The sequence below is a fragment of the Bradyrhizobium nivariense genome (genome assembly GCF_029846695.2).
Lineage (GTDB): Bacteria > Pseudomonadota > Alphaproteobacteria > Rhizobiales > Xanthobacteraceae > Bradyrhizobium.
Genome location: NZ_JARWCR020000004.1, coordinates 91,179 through 108,005, shown reverse-complemented (window position 1 = coordinate 108,005; position 16,827 = coordinate 91,179). Strand labels below are relative to the sequence as shown.

Sequence of the window (16,827 nt, the reverse complement as noted above, 5' to 3'; positions counted from 1 at the left end):
GACAGCGGCGTCTACAGTTTTGCTTATCTCGACGAGATGACGAAACGAATGATTCGGCGTGCGATCCTGAAGGCGGTGGCCGTGCCGGGCTACCAAGTGCCGTTCGGCAGCCGTGAAATGCCACTTCCTCCCGGGTGGGGCACTGGCGGACTCCAGGTTACCGCGAGCATTCTTGGCCGGGACGATGTGCTAAAGGTAATTGATCAAGGCGCGGACGACACCACCAACGCCGTCTCGATTCGCCGCTTCTTCGCCCATGTCGCCGATGTTGCTACGAGCGAGCGTACTGGGGACGCAACGGTGATTCAGACGCGTCATCGCATTCCTGAGCGGCCGCTTACTGAGGACCAGATCATCGTCTTCCAGGTGCCGCAGCCCGAAGCATTGCGGCGATTCATTCCGCATGAGGCGGTCGCGCGGAAAATCCACGCTTTCGGCCGCTACGGCATTATGTATGTTCGGCTGTATGAAGATATTTCTCGGCTTGGCCACGTTGCGATGTCGGCTGATTATCCGGTTATGGTGAATGGACGCTATCTCGCCTCGCCATCGCCGATCCCGAAATTCGACAATCCGAAGCTTCACCGCAGCCGCGCGCTGGCCCTCTTCGGCGCGGGTCGGGAGCGGCGTATCCATGCCATCCCACCTTTCACCGATGTCAAAAGTCTCGATTTCGTTGACCATCCTTTCACAGTGCAACACTTCGAGGCGTGCTGCTCACTTTGCGGCGCGCAGGACAGCTATCTCGACGAGATCCTCCTCGATGATCGCGGCACCCGGGCCTTTGTTTGCTCGGACACCGCCTATTGCGCCGAGCGGCGCGACGAAAGGACCGCATCATGAACCCGAGGGTAAGGGAAATTCTTCGGGTCAAGCATCTATCCAAAACCTTTGGGCGCGTTCAGGCTTGCAGGGCGGTATCGTTCTCGCTGCGTCAGGGCGAGGTTCTCGGCATTGTCGGAGAGAGCGGCTCGGGCAAGTCGACGCTGCTCCGCTGCCTTGCGGGCTGCATCGAGCCGGATGATGGCAAAGTGCTGATCGCCTCCGATGACCATGTCGTCGATCTTTGGGCGATGGACGAAGCCTCGCGCGAGCAATTCCTGCCGACGACGATTTCACTCATTCATCAGAACCCGCGCGACGGATTGCGCCTTGATATCAGCGCCGGCGGCAATATCGCCGAGCCTCTGATGGCCGCCGGCGGCCGCCACTACGGCTCCTTACGCGCGACGGCACTGGAATGGCTTGGGAAGGTCGATATCGAGGATCGGCGCATCGACGACCTGCCCCAAATCTTCTCCGGCGGCATGCAGCAGCGGCTGCAGATCGCCCGGGGACTCGCTACCCACCCTCGCCTCGTGCTGATGGACGAGCCGACCGGTGGCCTCGATGTCTCGGTCCAGGCAAAGCTCCTTGACCTGCTGCGCAGCCTTGTCCGCGAACTTGGTATCGCCGTCGTTGTCGTCACTCACGATATCGGCGTTGCGCGTCTGCTCGCTGATCGGTTGATGGTGATGCAGTGCGGTCGAGTGATCGAGGAGGGACTCACCGACCAAGTGCTCGATGATCCTCACCACCCATATACGCAACTGCTCGTCTCCTCCATCCTGCAGGTCTAAGGAAAGGCCGGTCATGACCATCCTCCTCAGCGTCGGCGGCCTTTGCAAGACCTTCACGCTCCATACTCAGGGCGGCGCAGAGATCGCCGTTTTCGACGACGTCTCACTCGAGGTCCGCGCAGGAGAGTGCGTCTGCCTACACGGGCCGTCCGGGGCGGGCAAGTCGACGTTGCTGCGCTCGTTGTATGCCAATTACAAGCCGGACGCCGGGCACGTCGTCGTGCAACACGGAGACGACTCCATCGACCTCGTCGACGCCGAGCCTTGGGAAGTGATCGAGGTGCGGCGCCGCACAATCGGCTATGTCAGCCAATTCCTACGCGTCATCCCCCGCGTCGCCACCATTGACATCGTCACCGAGCCAGCGATCGCCATTGGTATTCCAGCAGATGAATCACATGCCAAGGCGGAGGCGCTGCTTGCCCGCCTCAACATCACCAAGCGACTCTGGTCGCTGGCGCCCGCCACCTTCTCGGGGGGCGAACAGCAGCGCGTCAACATCGCACGAGGCTTCATGGTCAACTACCCGGTCCTGCTTCTCGATGAGCCGACAGCCTCGCTCGACGGCGCCAACCGCCAGAGTGTGGTCGAGCTGATCAACGAGGCTAAGGCCCGTGGGGCCGCCATTGTCGGCATTTTCCATGATGAGGAAGTGCGCGAGGCTGTGGCCGACCGCCTGTTCAAAGTGGGCCAGTCGTCCGTTTGTAAGTCTCGGCGCAACGTGACAGCAGTGGAACCTGTCGCATAATGCCCGAACCGTCCTCGCCCCACTAGGCGATCTACTACACACCGGCTCCGGAACACCCGCTGACGGTAACAGCGAGAACGTGGCTTGGGCGCGACGCCTTTGCGGATGCTCGCCCGTGGCGTCGGCTGGACTCGAGGCTGCTACTACGAACCAAATTCGCGGTGCTCTTACCACTGCGCTCCGCCGCTCCGGCTTCCACGCGACGCTCAAGGCGCCGTTCCAGCTGAAGGAGGGGTATTCCGTCGAGGAATTGGTGCGGTCGCTCCGCGTTCGTGACAGCTTGGCCTTCATGCCGATCGGTCCTCCGAAAATCGATCTGCTGGGTGGCGTCTTTGCGCTAATTCCTGTGAACCCGACTTCCACGTTGCAGGGCGTTGCCTCTTGCATCGTCGAAGAGTTCGACTGTTTCGAGCGCCGGCGAGTCCGGACGAGTTTCAACGATGTTTGTGCGGTACGCTTGACGACATCGAGACCACTAATCTTGTGCGATGGGGCTACCCGTACGTTTTCGATCACTTCCGCTTCCACATGACCCTGACCGATTTCGTTCTCGCCGAGAGCCAGCCTGAAGTGCGGCGGGAGTTGGATACGGTCTTCGGGACCTTGCTCTCCGAAGACTATAGCATCAATGCTCTTTCCCTCTTTGTTCAGATACATTCGGGCGCGGACTTTGTCGTCCGGTCGCAATCTACCTTGAGGAGCCGCAGCCTCCTCAAGGAGGCGGTATGAGATCATGACCTCCGCCGGGCGCCGGGGTCGAGCATGGCTGTGCGGCGAGCACGACAGAAGCGCCTGCTCGATCGTCGGCTGGCCACCGCCACAGGTGGTGGTGAACTGCGAGACAGTCCGGTGCCGATGCCGACGGCACCGCCAGAATGAAGAAGGCGATCACGACCAGGAGCCAGGACACCATCAGCACCGCAACTGCAAAGAAGCTGGCGAAGCCCATCATCTGGCTTGCGGTGTCCAGCAGTGGGTGCCGCGCGTCGAGACCGACCTGCGCGAGCCGGCCGGGCCCCAGGAAATCGGCTGTCGAGATGGAGGAGCCGCCGGCCTTCAGGCCAAGGCCGGCGAAGCTATTGAACATGACGCCCGAGAAGGTGTTGAGGGCGAAGAGTCCGATGTAGAGCGTCTTCTTCACCAGCCGCTGGAGGATGCCTTCGTCGGCGCCCCACGCCCAGAACGGCCGGCCAAGGTGATGTCGATGACGATCAGCGTCGAGGCGAGAGAAGTGATCTCGCCTTGGATCAGGCCGAAGCCTGAATCGATATAGGTCGTGAAGGTGTTGAGGAAGGTGTCGATGACGCCGACATTGTGCATCGTTATCTCCCTCCGCAGCGTTCGTCGTCGACGGTGTGGCTGGCGCGGCCTGTTGCGGCACGGGCCGCGCCGGCCTGCCTAACAAGCGCGCGCGGTTCTCGTCCCAGACCGCCTGGCAATGCGGATCTTCGGCATCCTGGGGGGCCAAGCGCGCGGCAGCGGTGCAGCTTGGCGAGAGATCGTCGGGCGTGGAGACAGCAGGAGCGTCGGATCTAGGTTGTGGCGCGGGACTGCGATGGATGGCGGACACCCACTTCCGCCTGCCGCCGGCACACCGCAAGCACATGAAGTCAACCAACATGCTGGAGCGGCTCAACGAGGAGATCAGGCGACGCACCTATGTGGTGCGTATCTTCCCCAATGGCGAGAGCGGTCTACGGCTCGTCCGTGCGTTGACCGTCGAATCGTGAGCCTTGGCTCGACGACCGTGGCTAGCTGAACATGGATCTCTTGAAGGACCACAAGAAGGAGGCCCTACGCCAGGCGGCCTGACAATGCTCGGGCCTATTAAAGGGATGGACGCCACCCCTCTCCGCCGCCGTCGCTCGCCTGCTGCGCTTCTGGGTGAGGCGAGCGACGGCGGCTCGGAGGGGATGGCTCGGCCGGATCCCATGATCGATTTTACTGAACTTGACGCAAAGAAATCTCTTCAGTCGCGGGGTTCGGCTGGATATGTCTGCTGCGAATTTGGGTACGCCTGACCTCCTTCCTTAGGCCCTTGGCTTACTGATGGGCCTTAGTGGCAAACCCTGGCCCGCAGCTTGCAGTCCTCGTCGCCGGTCTCATTGCATCTGGCCACCGCGCCTTGCTGCGATAGCTCCTCTTCAAATTCACCAAATGGGTGGGACCACCACGCACGTCCCAGCGCGCGTCCATTGCCTATGGCAACGGCGGCGCAAGCGTTGTTTTCGTAAGCTTCGATTTGGCAATCCGAGCCGCCGTTGCGGCGACAGTCGAGCAGGGCCCATCGTTTAGCGCCCCTTTGTGATCTACACCCGTGCGAGACACCGACCACGTCATCTGGTTTAGAGTACGCGATGGCCCCGGAGCCGGCGAACGCGGTAGTGTTTGAAATGAACAGCGCGAGGACGCCGATTGTTAGTTTACGCATTCACTTTCTCCATTTGGATTTGAGCATCGCACCGATTGGCGCCTATTGCCCTACGGCGAGATACAGCAAGGGCCGTGCCAGCGCTCCTCGCGCGCACTAAGCGCCTGATTGTGCTTTGAAACAGTTCGCGATACGCAAACGGCGCACGGTGTTTTGAATCTCACAGCTTTGTGCACCGCCGTCAGAAAGCGGACAAGGATCGAGGGGCTGACGCATCCGGACCTTGCCCCACGGACTTGATCCGGGTTGAAGGCAATTCCTTTTTGGCAATGCGCGCGGCACCCTGGGAGACTTGCGGTGGGCTACCGCCAACAGCTGCAAGAGGATTTCACGGTCTCGCCCCGCTTACAGCAAACTAGCATTACAGTTGCTTTTTTGATTTGAAGTGGGCGCGTTGAGCGGCAGCCTGGTGAGCTCTGCGCCAGAAGGACCATGCGATGATGTGTGCGGGTTGAATCCGCTTTCGCGCAAGTCTGATAGCAATGCGACGGATTTCCTGGATTGACCAACGGATCAGTGGTGGGGTGGTGATGCTTTGGCTTTTGCCGGGGGCGCCGTTTCGTTTTTTTGGGCGGTGGCGGATTAGCGCGATGTCGGATCGCGGCCATCATGGCGAAGGCGAGCATCACCAAGGACACATGACGGTGCCAGCCATGCCAGGATCTGCTCTCGTTGTGATCGAGCCCGAACTCGTTTTTCGCGGTTTCAAAGCTGTCCTCGATCGCCCATCGATGGCCTTCGCGACCAGCGTTTCAATGGCTGTTCCCGCTGGGCACCAGGTGGTGAAGAAGGCGAGGTCATCATCGGCGATGCGACGACGGATCAGTAGACCGCGTGTCCACAAACCGTCATTTGTACTGTTGAATGGCTCGGCCTCGAGATCGGCCAATTCGAGATAACACCAATCGTGCAGCCGCGGTCCTTTGGTTCCGGCTCCCGCCGACAGGCGCTTCCAGTCGGATGAGCGCCGCGTCCGGGCGAGGTCTGCAGCCGTACCGGCGACCGGCGGTCGCTTGCCCCAGGATCGAAACACATGAGCGCTGCTGACCCCAAGCACGTAGCCTTTGCCTGCCCGACGTAGTTGCTGCTCGATGTTGCCAACACCGTAGACGGTATCACCGGCAACCCACTTGAATGGTACAGACGCGGCTATCGCGCGCGCGATCATTCGCGTCGCAAGCTTTGGTTTGGTCGCAAAGCCGACATCGGCAGGCACATATGTGGCTTCCAGACGATCTGGATCGTCGGTCCATTCCTTCGGAAGATACAACGCGCGATCGATGAACGCATGGCCATGACGCGAAACGTAGGCAGCGAAGACGCCGATCTGGCAGTTCGTGATCTTCCCTGCCGAACCAGTGTATTGCCGCGCCACTCCGCATGACGCTTTGCCCTGTTTGAGAAAACCGGTCTCGTCGATCACCAGCACCGCATCGTCATCCGCCAAATGCTCGATGACATAGTCGTGCACGATATCGCGCAGCGCATCCGCGTCCCAGTCTCCACGACCCAGAATCGCCTGCTGCCGCCATGGGCCGGGATCGCCAGCCGCCTCCGCGCGCATCCAACCGGTCTTGCGCTGCTCATCTCCGAGCAGACCTTCCAGGAATAGACCTGCATTCGTCGCAACACGCTCTTGCGTGAACAACGGACGTATCCGTTGCTTGATCTCTCGAAGCGACGCCGCCCACAACGCAAGCGTCTCCTCAACCGACGCGGCCCGCGCCCACGACATCCGAATCATGGTTGCCCATGGATTCAGAAGCCCGCAAAAAAGGCAACTGTAATGCTAGGGTACAGACTCAATTGAGCCAATATGCGACGAGAGCGGCGAGCTGAACAGCGGCCAAGAAATTCCGGGCGAGCTTGTCGTATCATGTGGCGATGCAGCGGAAGTCCTTGAGCCGGCAAAAGCAGCGTTCGATGACATTTCGGCCTCCGTAGGCGCGTTCGTTGAAATGATGAATGACGACACGGTTGGATTTATTGGGAATGACGGGCTTGGCGCCGCGACCAGCGATTTCGGCCGAAGGTTGTCGCCGTCGTACCCTTTGTCAGCCAGCAGCGCGCTCATGGGCGGTGCGAGCGCCAGAACATCGGGCGCGGCAGCGATGTCGGCATCCTGACCTGTGGGTCAGGTGCACGACGACCGGTCGGCAGAGCGGATCGCTCAGCGCATGGATTTTTGTCGTACGGCCTCCCCGCGAGCGGCCGATTGCCTGATTGTGCTCCCCCTTTTCCGCCGGAGGCACGCCGATGAGCTTTGATCGAAGTCGAGTCGAGCGATAGCACGACGGCATCTTTGCCAGTTTTGAGCAGTGCTTGAAACATTGCGCACCATCGTTCGCGCTTGGCCCAGCGATTGAAGCGGTTGTAGATCATCGTGTAAGGACGTATTCGCGCGGACAATCACGCCATCGCGCACCCGATTGCAGCATGTGAACAATACCGCTGATGATGCGCCGATCGTCGTCCCGATCCGGCCCCGTCAGTGCCGTCGGCAGATGAGGTTCGATACGAGTCCATTGCCTATCATTCAACCAAAACAACCCCGCGCGCATTGTCTCGCGCCCGAATCAAGAACACGGAGGCAAGAGAATCACGTGGCGCTATTTAGGTTCAGAGCCTAGCAGCGAGAGACAGCTTCGCGCCGAATGACGTCTGCCGGCCGAGCTGATGATCCGCAGGCACGCTCGCGGACACCGCATTTCCGGGTGGTAGATCTATATTCACAGACGCGCCTTTATCAGTCGCTGATTAAAACCATGACAACCGATGAGGTCTGGGCCAAGCGGGCCGGTCTATCGGCAGACCAGTCAGCTCGTTCATGGCGCGAGCTGCCCCTCGGACACGACGAGCTTGACGCCGCGCACACCGCGGCGGGCGAGCTTGCGCAGGAACGCCGTCCAGAACGTCTCGGCCTCGGACGGCCCGATGTCCATGCCGAGAACCTCGCGCCGGCCGTCGCTGTTGACGCCGACCGCGACAATCACCGCGACTGAGACGATGCGGCCATTCTGGCGCACCTTCACGTACGTGGCGTCGATCCACAGATACGGCCAGTGGCCCTCGATCGGACGGGCGAGGAAGGCCTTCACCTTGTCGTCGATCTCGCCGCACAGTCGGCTCACCTTGCTCTTGGAGATGCCGGTCATGCCCATGGCCTGCACCAGATCGTCGACCGAGCGGGTCGAAACGCCCTGCACATAGGCCTCCTGCACCACGGCCGTGAGCGCCTTTTCGGCCATGCGGCGCGGCTCCAGGAAGCCTGGGAAGTAGGAGCCCTTGCGCAGCTTGGGGATGCGCAGCTCGACGGCGCCGGCACGGGTCTCCCAGATCCGGTCGCGGTAACCGTTGCGCTGGGCCAGGCGTTCGGGATTCTTCTCGCCATAGGCCGCCCCGGTCTGGCCTCCCACTTCCAGCTCCATCAGGCGCTGGGCGGCAAAGCCGATCATCTCGCGCAGCAGATCGGCGTCGGGGGTCTTCTCTACCAGCGTGCGCAGGTTCATCATGTCGTCGGTCATCGGTGGTTCCTCGGTTGCGTTGGCGTGTCGCAACCCGATCCTACCGGAGAACTGCCGGTGACCACCGCAAAGCCGCCCGCCCGCTACGGCGCTATTTGTGCGCGCGCGTCCGGGCGGCTTTGCTCTACCGAGCTACACCACCACCGGGGACACGACCAATCAAGCCATAAAGAAGGGACGCTCGATGCGTCTTCGAAAGACAACTCGAGCTTGAATGCTCCGACCTCAGCTCACCAAACATTTCGTACAAAGATACTAGGCGCCAGTATTAAGTGCGCTGGATCAGTCGGGACACTCGCACGCCTCACTTGCGCGCGCGCATCATCAACCGGCCTCCACGGCGAGTGCACGGCGTTACCGCGCGAACGTCTTGTCCTATTTTCCGAAGGAAAGCGCCTTTAAGTGAAAGTTCTCACAAGGGCAAATCTTGCGATACCAGATCCTCGTCGACTGATTGAGCACGGCTCGCCGGTCCTAATTGTTCTGCCGCAGTATTCCTGACCTAATTAGCCACGTTGAGATAGCCGGGCAATTCCGCTGCGGGGAACGATCGCCTGCCCCAGTCTCATGGACCCGACGAACGAGCTTCGTGATATTTCCCGGGCTGGTCACTACCGCATGCGTAAACAACCGGCGAGCCTAGCCGTCCTGGCTGAGTTTGTCACCGGCAGGCGATTACTTGATCATGAGTTGCCAGAGCGCTTGGCAAGCAAAATGCCGGTGGCACGCTGCGGATTATTCGTAATCTGTGCACACTGACCGCTACTGTCGAGCAGATGCAGGTCGAACTGTCCAACGCGGCGGATCGGACTCTGCGTCATGTCAGAGGCCTCGCAACAAATCCAGGCTAGATGTGGAAATTTCTCCCGGAGCGTGAGGCAGGGCTCAGACGCTGTATCGATAGCGGCGAGCGTCTGCTCGATGTTCGTCAATTCGCCTGCTGCGAGCACCATCTCCATAATCCTTATTGCCAGAACAAACGTTCAGGGTCGGCGTTCAGAACCGCTGTCGCCAAGCCAAGCCGTTGATGGGTCGAATGCCACTCCCAGACGCCCTTGCCGTGATCTTTGCGGAACAGCTGCCATGCCGCCCCAGTCTTATCGTGGTGCAACAGCGCGACATCGACGAGGCCTCCCTCCGCATCGATATTGCCTGAGCAGCACCGGCTCTCGACAAGATAGCCGCCAGCAACCGGTGTCACCTTTGGCGAGACATATCGGTAGCGCTCGCGGCTCGTCAGCGCGCGCACGATCCGCCACCGGTCGAGCTCGTTGGGATGCGCAGGCAATCCGGAATGATGTTGTCTGATGATGGCGGCGTTCATTGCGCGATGTCCTGGACGGCGGAGATCTCTGCTTCGAGGCAGCCAACCACCAACTGCTTGCCGAAGTCGACCATATAGATGGGTAGGTTCGCTTCCGTATGGAGACCGACCTGGACGATCTCACCAATGTGTCCGACGCTGACCAGACACTCTTCCGCCGAGGCGTCGGGAAAGGAACCGTCGTTGAGCAGATCGATTGCCGCCTCGACACGTTGGCCTGAGCGGTATTTTGGCAACCTTGGTTCGATCATCTGGGTCCCCCTCCTGACAAGCAAGGCTCCTCGCCTCTGTGGCTTCGCGTGACTAGATCAAGCTCTTTGCGTTTCATGCCGACGCGATAGCCGGATTCGAGGAATTCGACCCCATAGATATAAAATTGTTGCAGGAACGTGCCGATCGAGACGACATAGCCAAGCTCGCCTTTCTTGACGAGAACCTCACCGATCTCCTTGCCCATATAGGTGCCGTCATTGCGGATGCGGCGGTTGGCCCGCACCTTGTCGCCATAATCAAAGAAAGGCGCGTCCGTCAACTCGACGATGTCACTATCACGGGCGATGTTACTCATGCTGCCGTCCCCGTTCCATGCTTCAACCGTACCGTGCCTCGCGAGCGCCGGCGTTACGGACCGCCCTATCATGATCCTCGACCAACTCCGTCGATTCCCGCACCGCGGCGCGGGTTGTGACCACGCATTGGATGAGCCAACGGTCATGACGGTGCGTCAACATCAAGGCCCGCACCCCAAAACGGATGCTTGAGATGGCGATCCGCGAGCCTATGATTGATATTGAGGAAGCCGCCGATGATGCAAGCGAGTCCGTCGTTGACGCAACGAGCTTGAGCCGGCAGCAAGCAGTGCGGTTCCGCGCGAGACGCACAGCCTCCACAATCGACCTGATTGCCCCGGCAACTGAGGGCATCGTGGATGACATCACTCATGGTCCCCCCATCGGCTCGAGCGTGCCTCACAAACCTTGGCGCCAATCTTGTGCGCGGGACCGCAACCGCAGTCTCTCGACAACCGGCGTCCTTCGTCGAGTTGCCCGAGACGCATCTCCAAGTGGGCAACAAGCCTTGAGCGAGAATACGAAGACCCACGCGAGGTACTCTCATAGCAGCCGAATTCGAGCTTGGTGGCACGACCGCGCCGGTCGGCAGCAAATCATGTCCGCATCACGAACGCCTTGGCTTGGCGCAGGTTGATTTGCTGCACCTTCATCGAGGTGATAGGATAACCCTGCCGCCCTGCGATGAAGCTCGGCCGGCTCGACACCGTGCGACCAACACAGGACTCGATGAGGACGCCCTCGTTTCGCTCGGATGACCGACTGAAGAAGACCTCCAGCATGAATGTCGCCTATTCAATGATGGCTGAGGTCACTGGATTGATATCGCGCAAGACGGGTCCGCTCTTGGTGGCCCCATCGGCGAAATCGATCCTCGACGCTCAAGAACGCGACCTTCGGGCCGGCAGGAATAGCTTAACGCGTTGCCCTCGACGTTCGCGTCGCCAGAATATGGTTTGCCAACTGGCGAAAAAGTCGGCGACCAGGGCGAGCCGTCCGCCCGGTTTGGGAGGGCGACAGCCGCGGTCAACGCCTCGTCAAGGCGAGGCATCATCCGCCCGAGTTTCTGAACCGTTCGTGTCGTGGTGACATCCATGTTGTGGTCCTCAAGAGGGCGCCCGATGGCGTGGCAGTGCTGGGTCGAGCACGCATGTGTTGTCAACCGGACAAACCGCCACGCATTGCGGTTCGTCAAAGTAGCCGTCGCACTCGGTGCATTGCTCCGAATCGATCTGGAAAGCGCCGGCTACTTCGGAAATAGCGAGATTTGGGCATTGCGTTTCGCACGCTGAACAGCCCGTGCATTGCCAGGCGATGATCTTGAACGGCATTGTCTGAACCCATCCTTCAGGCGGCGGAAATCAGCGCATTGTGGCGGGCCGGATCGACCCGCTCAACGTGCTTGATCTTCCCCTCATTGACTTTATCGAGATAGAGTTTGAACCAGGCGATCGCCGAGGCATCGATGAACTCGCAGGCGTACTGATCGACGGGCTCGATGCCGGCCTTGATCAATTCGGCCTTCGGGCAAGCGCCGATCTTTGACACGAATACGGCGTGGCAATCCTTGATGGCGCCGATGGCGATTTCGAGCTTGCTGTCCTCGCCATGGCCGCCCTGGCAATAGGGATGGATAGGACGATGACCAACGAATTTCGCGCCTGAAGTCGAGAGCTCGTAGATCTGGAACTCCTTAGCGTGACCGAAGTGCTGGTTGACCAATCCCGAGCCCTTGGTTGCAACCGCCACCAGCACTTTGATTTCGCTGGAAGCGCTGGCGAGCCCCGCAAGTTCCTCCTGCTTGGCCGCAAGCTTTGTGATGCGCGCTTTCTCGACTTTGGCCTGATACTCCTTTCGGGGCTGCTCGTCGTATTTGATGTCCATCGCCACGATCTTTTCCATGGTGAACTCCGAGCCGCGGTCCTCTCCGAGCAGCCCAACGGCGTCGGCCCGGCACTGGCGACAATGACGCATCATGTTCACCTTGCTTTCGCAGCTATTTTGCAACGCTGTCACTTCCTGTGCGGTCGGGCCGCGTTGCCCCCTGAGACCGAACACGGTGCCGTGCTCGGGCGACGATATCAGCGGCATCACGTTATGCAGGAAGGCTCCGCGCGACTTCACAGCCTTGTTCACTTCAACCAGATGCTGATCGTTAATTCCGGGAATCATCACCGAGTTGACTTTGCACAAGATGCCGCGCTCGGTGAGCCTCTCCACGCCCTGGAGCTGCCGATTGCTAAGGATGCTTGCAGCTTCAACGCCGGTGTAGCGCTTATGGCGGTAAAAGATCCAAGGATAGATCTTTGCACCAATTTCGGGATCGATCATGTTGATCGTGATCGTCACGTGGTCGACCTTAAGTCTTGCGATCGTGTCGACATGATCGGCTAGCGCAAGACCGTTCGTCGAGAGGCACAGCTTGATACCTGGCGCGAGCTTGTTCACAAGCTCGAACGTCTTGAATGTCTTGTCTGGATTCGCTAGCGGATCGCCAGGGCCGGCAACGCCGACCACGCTCATCTGAGGGATCGCGGAAGCGACCGCCAGCACCTTCTTGGCGGCCTGCTCCGGCGTCAACTTCTCGCTGACAATGCCGGGGCGCGATTCGTTGGCGCAATCGTATTTACGATTGCAGTAATTGCACTGGATATTGCAGGCGGGTGCGACCGCGACATGCATGCGGGCATAATGGTGGTGCGCCTCCTCGCTGTAGCAGGGATGGTTCTTCACCTTTTCCCAAATCTCATTTGGCAGATTGCCGATGCCAGTCTGAGATCCGCAGCTCGCCTTCCCGCTGCCGCCGATGGTACCGCAGCCCTTGTGCTTAGTGACCGCTTGCATGGTCTCGCTGATTTCGCCGCCGCCGCAGGATACCTGGTGTTGCGCTGAAGTACTCATTTTTCCAATTCTATTCGCAAGCCGAACCATTCCGGCCAGCATCCTCAGACTCGTTTCTGAAAAGCTAAGAGCAACTGGCGTGCCATGCCTGCCACAAATGACTTTTGCGGTTTGCGTCAAGTAGTTAGGTAACGCCCGCTCGAATGTGAATTTTACAACTCATGTTGGAAAGCTGACAGACATTGCGATCACAAGAGCGCTGGCAGCGTTGTTTTGACGACGGGTTGGCTGCTTCACCTATGCCCTTGGCAAAACCAAGGGCGGGTGGCCGGTCACGCCAGGCCCAAGCCAGGGGAATGGTGTCGCGTTCCTCCCAGGTGCCGGACCGCCCCGCCAAGAATAGCTTCCGCATCCGCCGGTTGGCGAGGTTCTGTGGAACCGCAGCATTCATCATTCGGTTGCTTCGCCGCCGCGCTTCTTGGCGTTGATAGTGATTGGTAGGCTGGTGTCACTCGCCATCGCGGGTAGGTCGAGCACCCAGCCGTTCGCGATTCTGATCCAACCGCCCCACAGCGTCTCGTGCTCCCATTCGACGATCGGCTCCTCAAGATCCTTCTTGGGCACGTAAATCGAAAGGCCCGTCTCGGGCGAACGGCGAATCATAACCTTCATGGGAGCTCCGCACGTTGTGAGCTCTCGCCCGCGCGCTCCTGACACGCACGCCACAAGGCTCTCTGTTTGGCAGTGATGTCCGGCATGACTTGCAGGACACGGTCGATCTCATCGGGCGCCGTCTCGCGCGACAGCGAGAAGCGAACCGCACCGCGCAAAAAGGCCGGTGGTACTCCCATCGCGCGCAGGACATGGGATGGCTCCATCGAGCCGGACGCGCAGGCTGAACCGAGTGAGACGGCAATTCCGTTGCGGTTCAGGTGGTGGACCATGGCCTCTGCCTCGAGATGCTCGAAGGCAATGTTAGACGTATTTGGCAAGCGGTTCTCGACATGACCAAGCACGATGCAACAGCCGTGAGCGAGAATGCCTTGCTCCAGCCGGTCGCGAAGGGCGCCAATCTGCATCTGGTCTTGTATGAGGTGTGCCGCAGCGAGTTCCGCCGCCTTGCCGAGCCCAACAATACCCGGAACGTTTTGGGTGCCGGCGCGGCGACGCCGCTCTTGTACGCCGCCGAAGATCAGCGGCCGGAACTTGATGTCCTTGCGCACATAGAGCGCGCCGATCCCCTTCGGACCATGGAGCTTGTGGCCGGAAAGCGACAGCATGTCGATGTCCGTAGCCTTCAGGTCAATCGGAATCCGCCCGACCGCCTGGACTGCGTCGGTGTGAAAGAGCGCGCCGACTGAGCGCGCCATCTTGGCGAGGGACTTCACCGGAAAGATCGTACCGGTCTCATTATTGGCCCACATGACCGAGGCGACTGACGTGCGCCTCGACAATGCGTTGCGATAAGTCTCGATGTCCAGTCGGCCGCTTGCATCGACCGGAATGACATGGGTCTTGATACCTCGTCGGCCCAACTCCTCGGCAAGGGACAGCACGGCCGGATGCTCAACGGCCGTTGTGACGATCTCGTCGCGCCCCTCCTGCACGGCGAGCGCAGACAGGATCGCTGTGTTGTCGGATTCAGTCCCGCCCGAGGTGAAGACGATCTCGTCATCGAATGCCGCGCCAATGAGGGACTGCAGGTTCCGGCGCGCCTGTTTCAATGCGGGCGCAACCTCGCTGCCGAATGCATGCGCGGACGACGCATTGCCGAATTGTGTAGAGAAGAACGGCAGCATCGCCGCAACGACCAACGGATGAGCGCGGGTCGTCGCGTTGTTATCCAGGTAGATCGGCCGCACGGACTGTCCGCTCTGCACTTAATGTCCCACTTTGGCAGCTCCGGGGAGCGGGATCAGGCGCACGAACTCGCCGAGCCGCTCGATCAGACGCGCCTGAATGGCTGCGAGCGTCGTGCCCGCAAGCTTGCATGACATGCAGACGCCGGTCAGCCTGACGATGAGCTCACGATCTCCACGATCACGCCTGAGGCTCGCCCGATTCTCATCGAGCACGGCTCCGACAATTTGCTCGCAATCGGAAGGCTCCGGAATCGGAGGCTGCTTCGTTGGTGCAGTCTTGATGCCCATGTTTCGAAGCCCTTCTATTGCGGATGGTCCGAGGACAGGCTCACCTGCACGATTTGTCGCAGGAGCAGCTCGACTTGGCATGATTGTCGAGCCGGAACCCCGATCCTTCGGGCGACACCACGAAATCGATCGTGGTGCCGTTGAGATGCGCCTGGCTCGCGCTGTCGACGAAGACTTTGATGCCGCCCTGCTCGATCACGGCATCATCGGAGCTCGGCCCATGGGCGAGATCCATCTTGTATGTGAACCCTTCGCAGCCGCCGCCATCGACCATGATCCGCAAACCGCTCGCCGGCTGCACTGTCGTGGAGATTGCGGCCCTCAATGCGTTGATGGCGTTATCCGTTAGGTTGATCATTTCTGACTCGCTTTCAGGTCTTGTCGCAAGGCACGTTTCGCAAATCCCATGCCAGTCGAGATGCAGCTGAAATGAAGGATTTGCAGGCGGCCACTGTTCGATTCGCGACCTGTGTGTCGGGTTTTCGACACCAGGCTTGCCGGCCGCCGCGTCATCCGGCCAAGACCTCGCGACGCTGCCAGCACGTATCCATGCACATAGCGCCAAGCTGCCGCTAACGCCGCAGAGATAGCGTACGGCAAACAACTTGCATGAGCGTAGCGGACGCGTCGCTTTGCGCGACGCGTGCACACCACGCATTGATGAGGAGCCTTTCCATGACGTCGATTGACAACACTGCTCTTGGCCCGTTGGACAAGGAGGGGCGGCTATTGAATGCGGTGCTTAAGAGTGAGACAACGAAGTCGGGGCGATTTGGATTCCGGGGCGACATCGCGCTGAAGTTCCAAGCTCAGCTGGCCGACGAAAAACGACCGCCGGACTATTCCATCGAACAGGTTCTTGCGATCGCGCAGGAAGGCGAGCCGACCATCCCAGTCCTTGCCGGATATCTGCATTCCTTTGCGTATCTGCCTGAAGCCGCAAAGGTGCTGGATGGCAGGCTGAGCGCCAAAGGCAGTTATTTCATCTTCTGCAACAACATCGATCTGCTCGCGAAGTACCGCGTCAAGATAGGCGACATCACCTTCCGCATTCTGCCTTGCGACGAATCAACTGTGTGGAAGGAGATGATGGACCTCGCCGGCGTCGACAAGAATGACATCAAGAAGTTCGGTACGGCCGGTAGGCTCGACTACTTGCTCGACGCGGCCAAGGACATCGGTGGATCATACAGCGAGATCTCATACGAGGACGGTTTGGCCAAAATGGAGCCGGTGAAGAACAGAGGCGAAAACCGCCCGGTCTGAGGCATCGCCTCAGACCCCCTTGCCAGCTCGACGAGTCTGCCGCAGAGAGAGGCACTGCACCCAGAGTGAGTCACTGTACCGCCTCGCCTGGGACTGGCTCTGACACCCTCGTGATGGACTTCTCGGCCTACGTTTGGGAGATCACACGACCGCTCTGCTAAGCGTGTGTTGGTCATGAGTACTGTCGTCAATTACACCGAAGGGCGGCTGGCCGCGAGGATCCGGCTGACTGCGTCCATCGGGATCGGAACATTCCAATGATGATCGGCTCATGATCGCGGTCATATTTCAGAGGGCTGATCGACGGTGTATGGATCAGCTTTGGCGTTGTGCTCCAGGCCTTTGCTGGCCTGAG

Annotated in this window: 16 protein-coding genes and 7 pseudogenes; 6 read left to right on the top strand and 17 right to left on the bottom strand. The window is 60.0% G+C overall.

The genetic code is table 11. The annotated features are described in order from the left end of the window. Window positions 1-36 precede the first annotated feature (36 nt). The 4 genes and pseudogenes from QCM77_RS05340 to QCM77_RS05325 all read left to right on the top strand — a co-directional run bounded on the left by QCM77_RS05340 (window position 37) and on the right by QCM77_RS05325 (window position 3,096). Window positions 37-843 (top strand): alpha-D-ribose 1-methylphosphonate 5-phosphate C-P-lyase PhnJ, encoded by an 807-nt coding sequence (locus tag QCM77_RS05340; protein WP_462804297.1) that lies wholly within the window; start codon window positions 37-39, stop codon window positions 841-843. Further along, window positions 840-1,619, top strand: coding sequence for a phosphonate C-P lyase system protein PhnK (gene phnK, locus QCM77_RS05335; RefSeq protein ID WP_279682199.1), 780 nt, complete (start codon window positions 840-842; stop codon window positions 1,617-1,619). The genes QCM77_RS05340 and phnK overlap by 4 nt, the downstream gene beginning before the upstream one ends. Window positions 1,620-1,632: 13 nt before the next feature. Further along, a complete protein-coding gene (gene phnL / locus QCM77_RS05330) occupies window positions 1,633-2,367 on the top strand; it encodes a phosphonate C-P lyase system protein PhnL (protein WP_279682198.1) in 735 nt (244 codons plus the stop codon). Between the two features lie 79 nt (window positions 2,368-2,446). Then, a pseudogene (locus QCM77_RS05325) lies at window positions 2,447-3,096 on the top strand (DUF1045 domain-containing protein). Between the two features lie 136 nt (window positions 3,097-3,232). On the opposite strand, the pseudogene QCM77_RS05320 reads toward QCM77_RS05325, so the two are convergent. After that, window positions 3,233-3,687: pseudogene (locus QCM77_RS05320) on the bottom strand (type IV secretion system protein); the annotation flags it as partial. A 49-nt stretch (window positions 3,688-3,736) separates the two neighbouring features. After that, a pseudogene (trbK-alt, locus tag QCM77_RS05315) lies at window positions 3,737-3,973 on the bottom strand (putative entry exclusion protein TrbK-alt); the annotation flags it as partial. Between trbK-alt and QCM77_RS05310 the strand changes: the two are divergent. Beyond that, window positions 3,936-4,122: pseudogene (locus QCM77_RS05310) on the top strand (transposase); the annotation flags it as partial. The pseudogenes trbK-alt and QCM77_RS05310 overlap by 38 nt on opposite strands. Window positions 4,123-4,423: 301 nt before the next feature. Here the strand turns inward: QCM77_RS05310 and QCM77_RS05305 are convergent. From QCM77_RS05305 to QCM77_RS05235, 15 genes and pseudogenes are all read right to left on the bottom strand, one after another. Continuing rightward, window positions 4,424-4,798, bottom strand: a complete 375-nt coding sequence (locus tag QCM77_RS05305) for a DUF4189 domain-containing protein (protein WP_279682194.1) — start codon at window positions 4,796-4,798, stop codon at window positions 4,424-4,426. A 548-nt stretch (window positions 4,799-5,346) separates the two neighbouring features. Further along, window positions 5,347-6,542: pseudogene (locus QCM77_RS05300) on the bottom strand (IS701 family transposase); the annotation flags it as partial. Window positions 6,543-6,600: 58 nt separating this feature from the next. Continuing rightward, window positions 6,601-7,378, bottom strand: a pseudogene (locus QCM77_RS05295) (IS5 family transposase). A 263-nt stretch (window positions 7,379-7,641) separates the two neighbouring features. Further along, window positions 7,642-8,322: pseudogene (locus tag QCM77_RS05290) on the bottom strand (IS256 family transposase); the annotation flags it as partial. A 683-nt stretch (window positions 8,323-9,005) separates the two neighbouring features. Beyond that, entirely contained in the window at window positions 9,006-9,275 is a 270-nt protein-coding gene (locus QCM77_RS05285) for a DUF6129 family protein (RefSeq protein WP_347882351.1), read from the bottom strand. A gap of 11 nt (window positions 9,276-9,286) precedes the next feature. Beyond that, window positions 9,287-9,646 carry a DUF3024 domain-containing protein gene (locus tag QCM77_RS05280; protein ID WP_279682192.1) on the bottom strand — a complete coding sequence of 120 codons (360 nt, stop codon included), beginning with the start codon at window positions 9,644-9,646 and terminating at the stop codon, window positions 9,287-9,289. Next, on the bottom strand, window positions 9,643-9,897 hold the full coding sequence (locus tag QCM77_RS05275) for a nitrogen fixation protein NifZ (protein WP_279682191.1): 255 nt from the start codon (window positions 9,895-9,897) through the stop codon (window positions 9,643-9,645). The genes QCM77_RS05280 and QCM77_RS05275 overlap by 4 nt, the downstream gene beginning before the upstream one ends. Beyond that, complete coding sequence (locus QCM77_RS05270; RefSeq protein WP_279682190.1) at window positions 9,894-10,214, bottom strand: nitrogen fixation protein NifZ; 321 nt, start codon at window positions 10,212-10,214, stop codon at window positions 9,894-9,896. The genes QCM77_RS05275 and QCM77_RS05270 overlap by 4 nt, the downstream gene beginning before the upstream one ends. A 597-nt stretch (window positions 10,215-10,811) precedes the next feature. Further along, window positions 10,812-10,997 carry a hypothetical protein gene (locus tag QCM77_RS05265; protein WP_279682188.1) on the bottom strand — a complete coding sequence of 62 codons (186 nt, stop codon included), beginning with the start codon at window positions 10,995-10,997 and terminating at the stop codon, window positions 10,812-10,814. A 324-nt stretch (window positions 10,998-11,321) separates the two neighbouring features. Further along, complete coding sequence (locus QCM77_RS05260) at window positions 11,322-11,546, bottom strand: 4Fe-4S dicluster domain-containing protein (RefSeq protein WP_279682187.1); 225 nt, start codon at window positions 11,544-11,546, stop codon at window positions 11,322-11,324. 16 nt (window positions 11,547-11,562) lie between these two features. Continuing rightward, window positions 11,563-13,116 carry a nitrogenase cofactor biosynthesis protein NifB gene (gene nifB / locus QCM77_RS05255; protein ID WP_279682373.1) on the bottom strand — a complete coding sequence of 518 codons (1,554 nt, stop codon included), beginning with the start codon at window positions 13,114-13,116 and terminating at the stop codon, window positions 11,563-11,565. 390 nt (window positions 13,117-13,506) lie between these two features. Then, window positions 13,507-13,728, bottom strand: a complete 222-nt coding sequence (gene nifT / locus QCM77_RS05250) for a putative nitrogen fixation protein NifT (protein ID WP_279682185.1) — start codon at window positions 13,726-13,728, stop codon at window positions 13,507-13,509. Continuing rightward, window positions 13,725-14,918 (bottom strand): cysteine desulfurase NifS, encoded by a 1,194-nt coding sequence (gene nifS / locus QCM77_RS05245; RefSeq protein ID WP_279682183.1) that lies wholly within the window; start codon window positions 14,916-14,918, stop codon window positions 13,725-13,727. The genes nifT and nifS overlap by 4 nt, the downstream gene beginning before the upstream one ends. 18 nt (window positions 14,919-14,936) lie before the next feature. Next, window positions 14,937-15,131 carry a hypothetical protein gene (locus tag QCM77_RS05240; RefSeq protein ID WP_462804292.1) on the bottom strand — a complete coding sequence of 65 codons (195 nt, stop codon included), beginning with the start codon at window positions 15,129-15,131 and terminating at the stop codon, window positions 14,937-14,939. A 115-nt stretch (window positions 15,132-15,246) separates the two neighbouring features. Next, window positions 15,247-15,564, bottom strand: a complete 318-nt coding sequence (locus QCM77_RS05235; RefSeq protein WP_279682179.1) for an iron-sulfur cluster assembly accessory protein — start codon at window positions 15,562-15,564, stop codon at window positions 15,247-15,249. A 317-nt stretch (window positions 15,565-15,881) separates the two neighbouring features. On the opposite strand from QCM77_RS05235, the gene QCM77_RS05230 reads away from it, so the two are divergent. After that, a complete protein-coding gene (locus QCM77_RS05230) occupies window positions 15,882-16,472 on the top strand; it encodes a hypothetical protein (protein ID WP_279682177.1) in 591 nt (196 codons plus the stop codon). Window positions 16,473-16,827 lie beyond the last annotated feature (355 nt).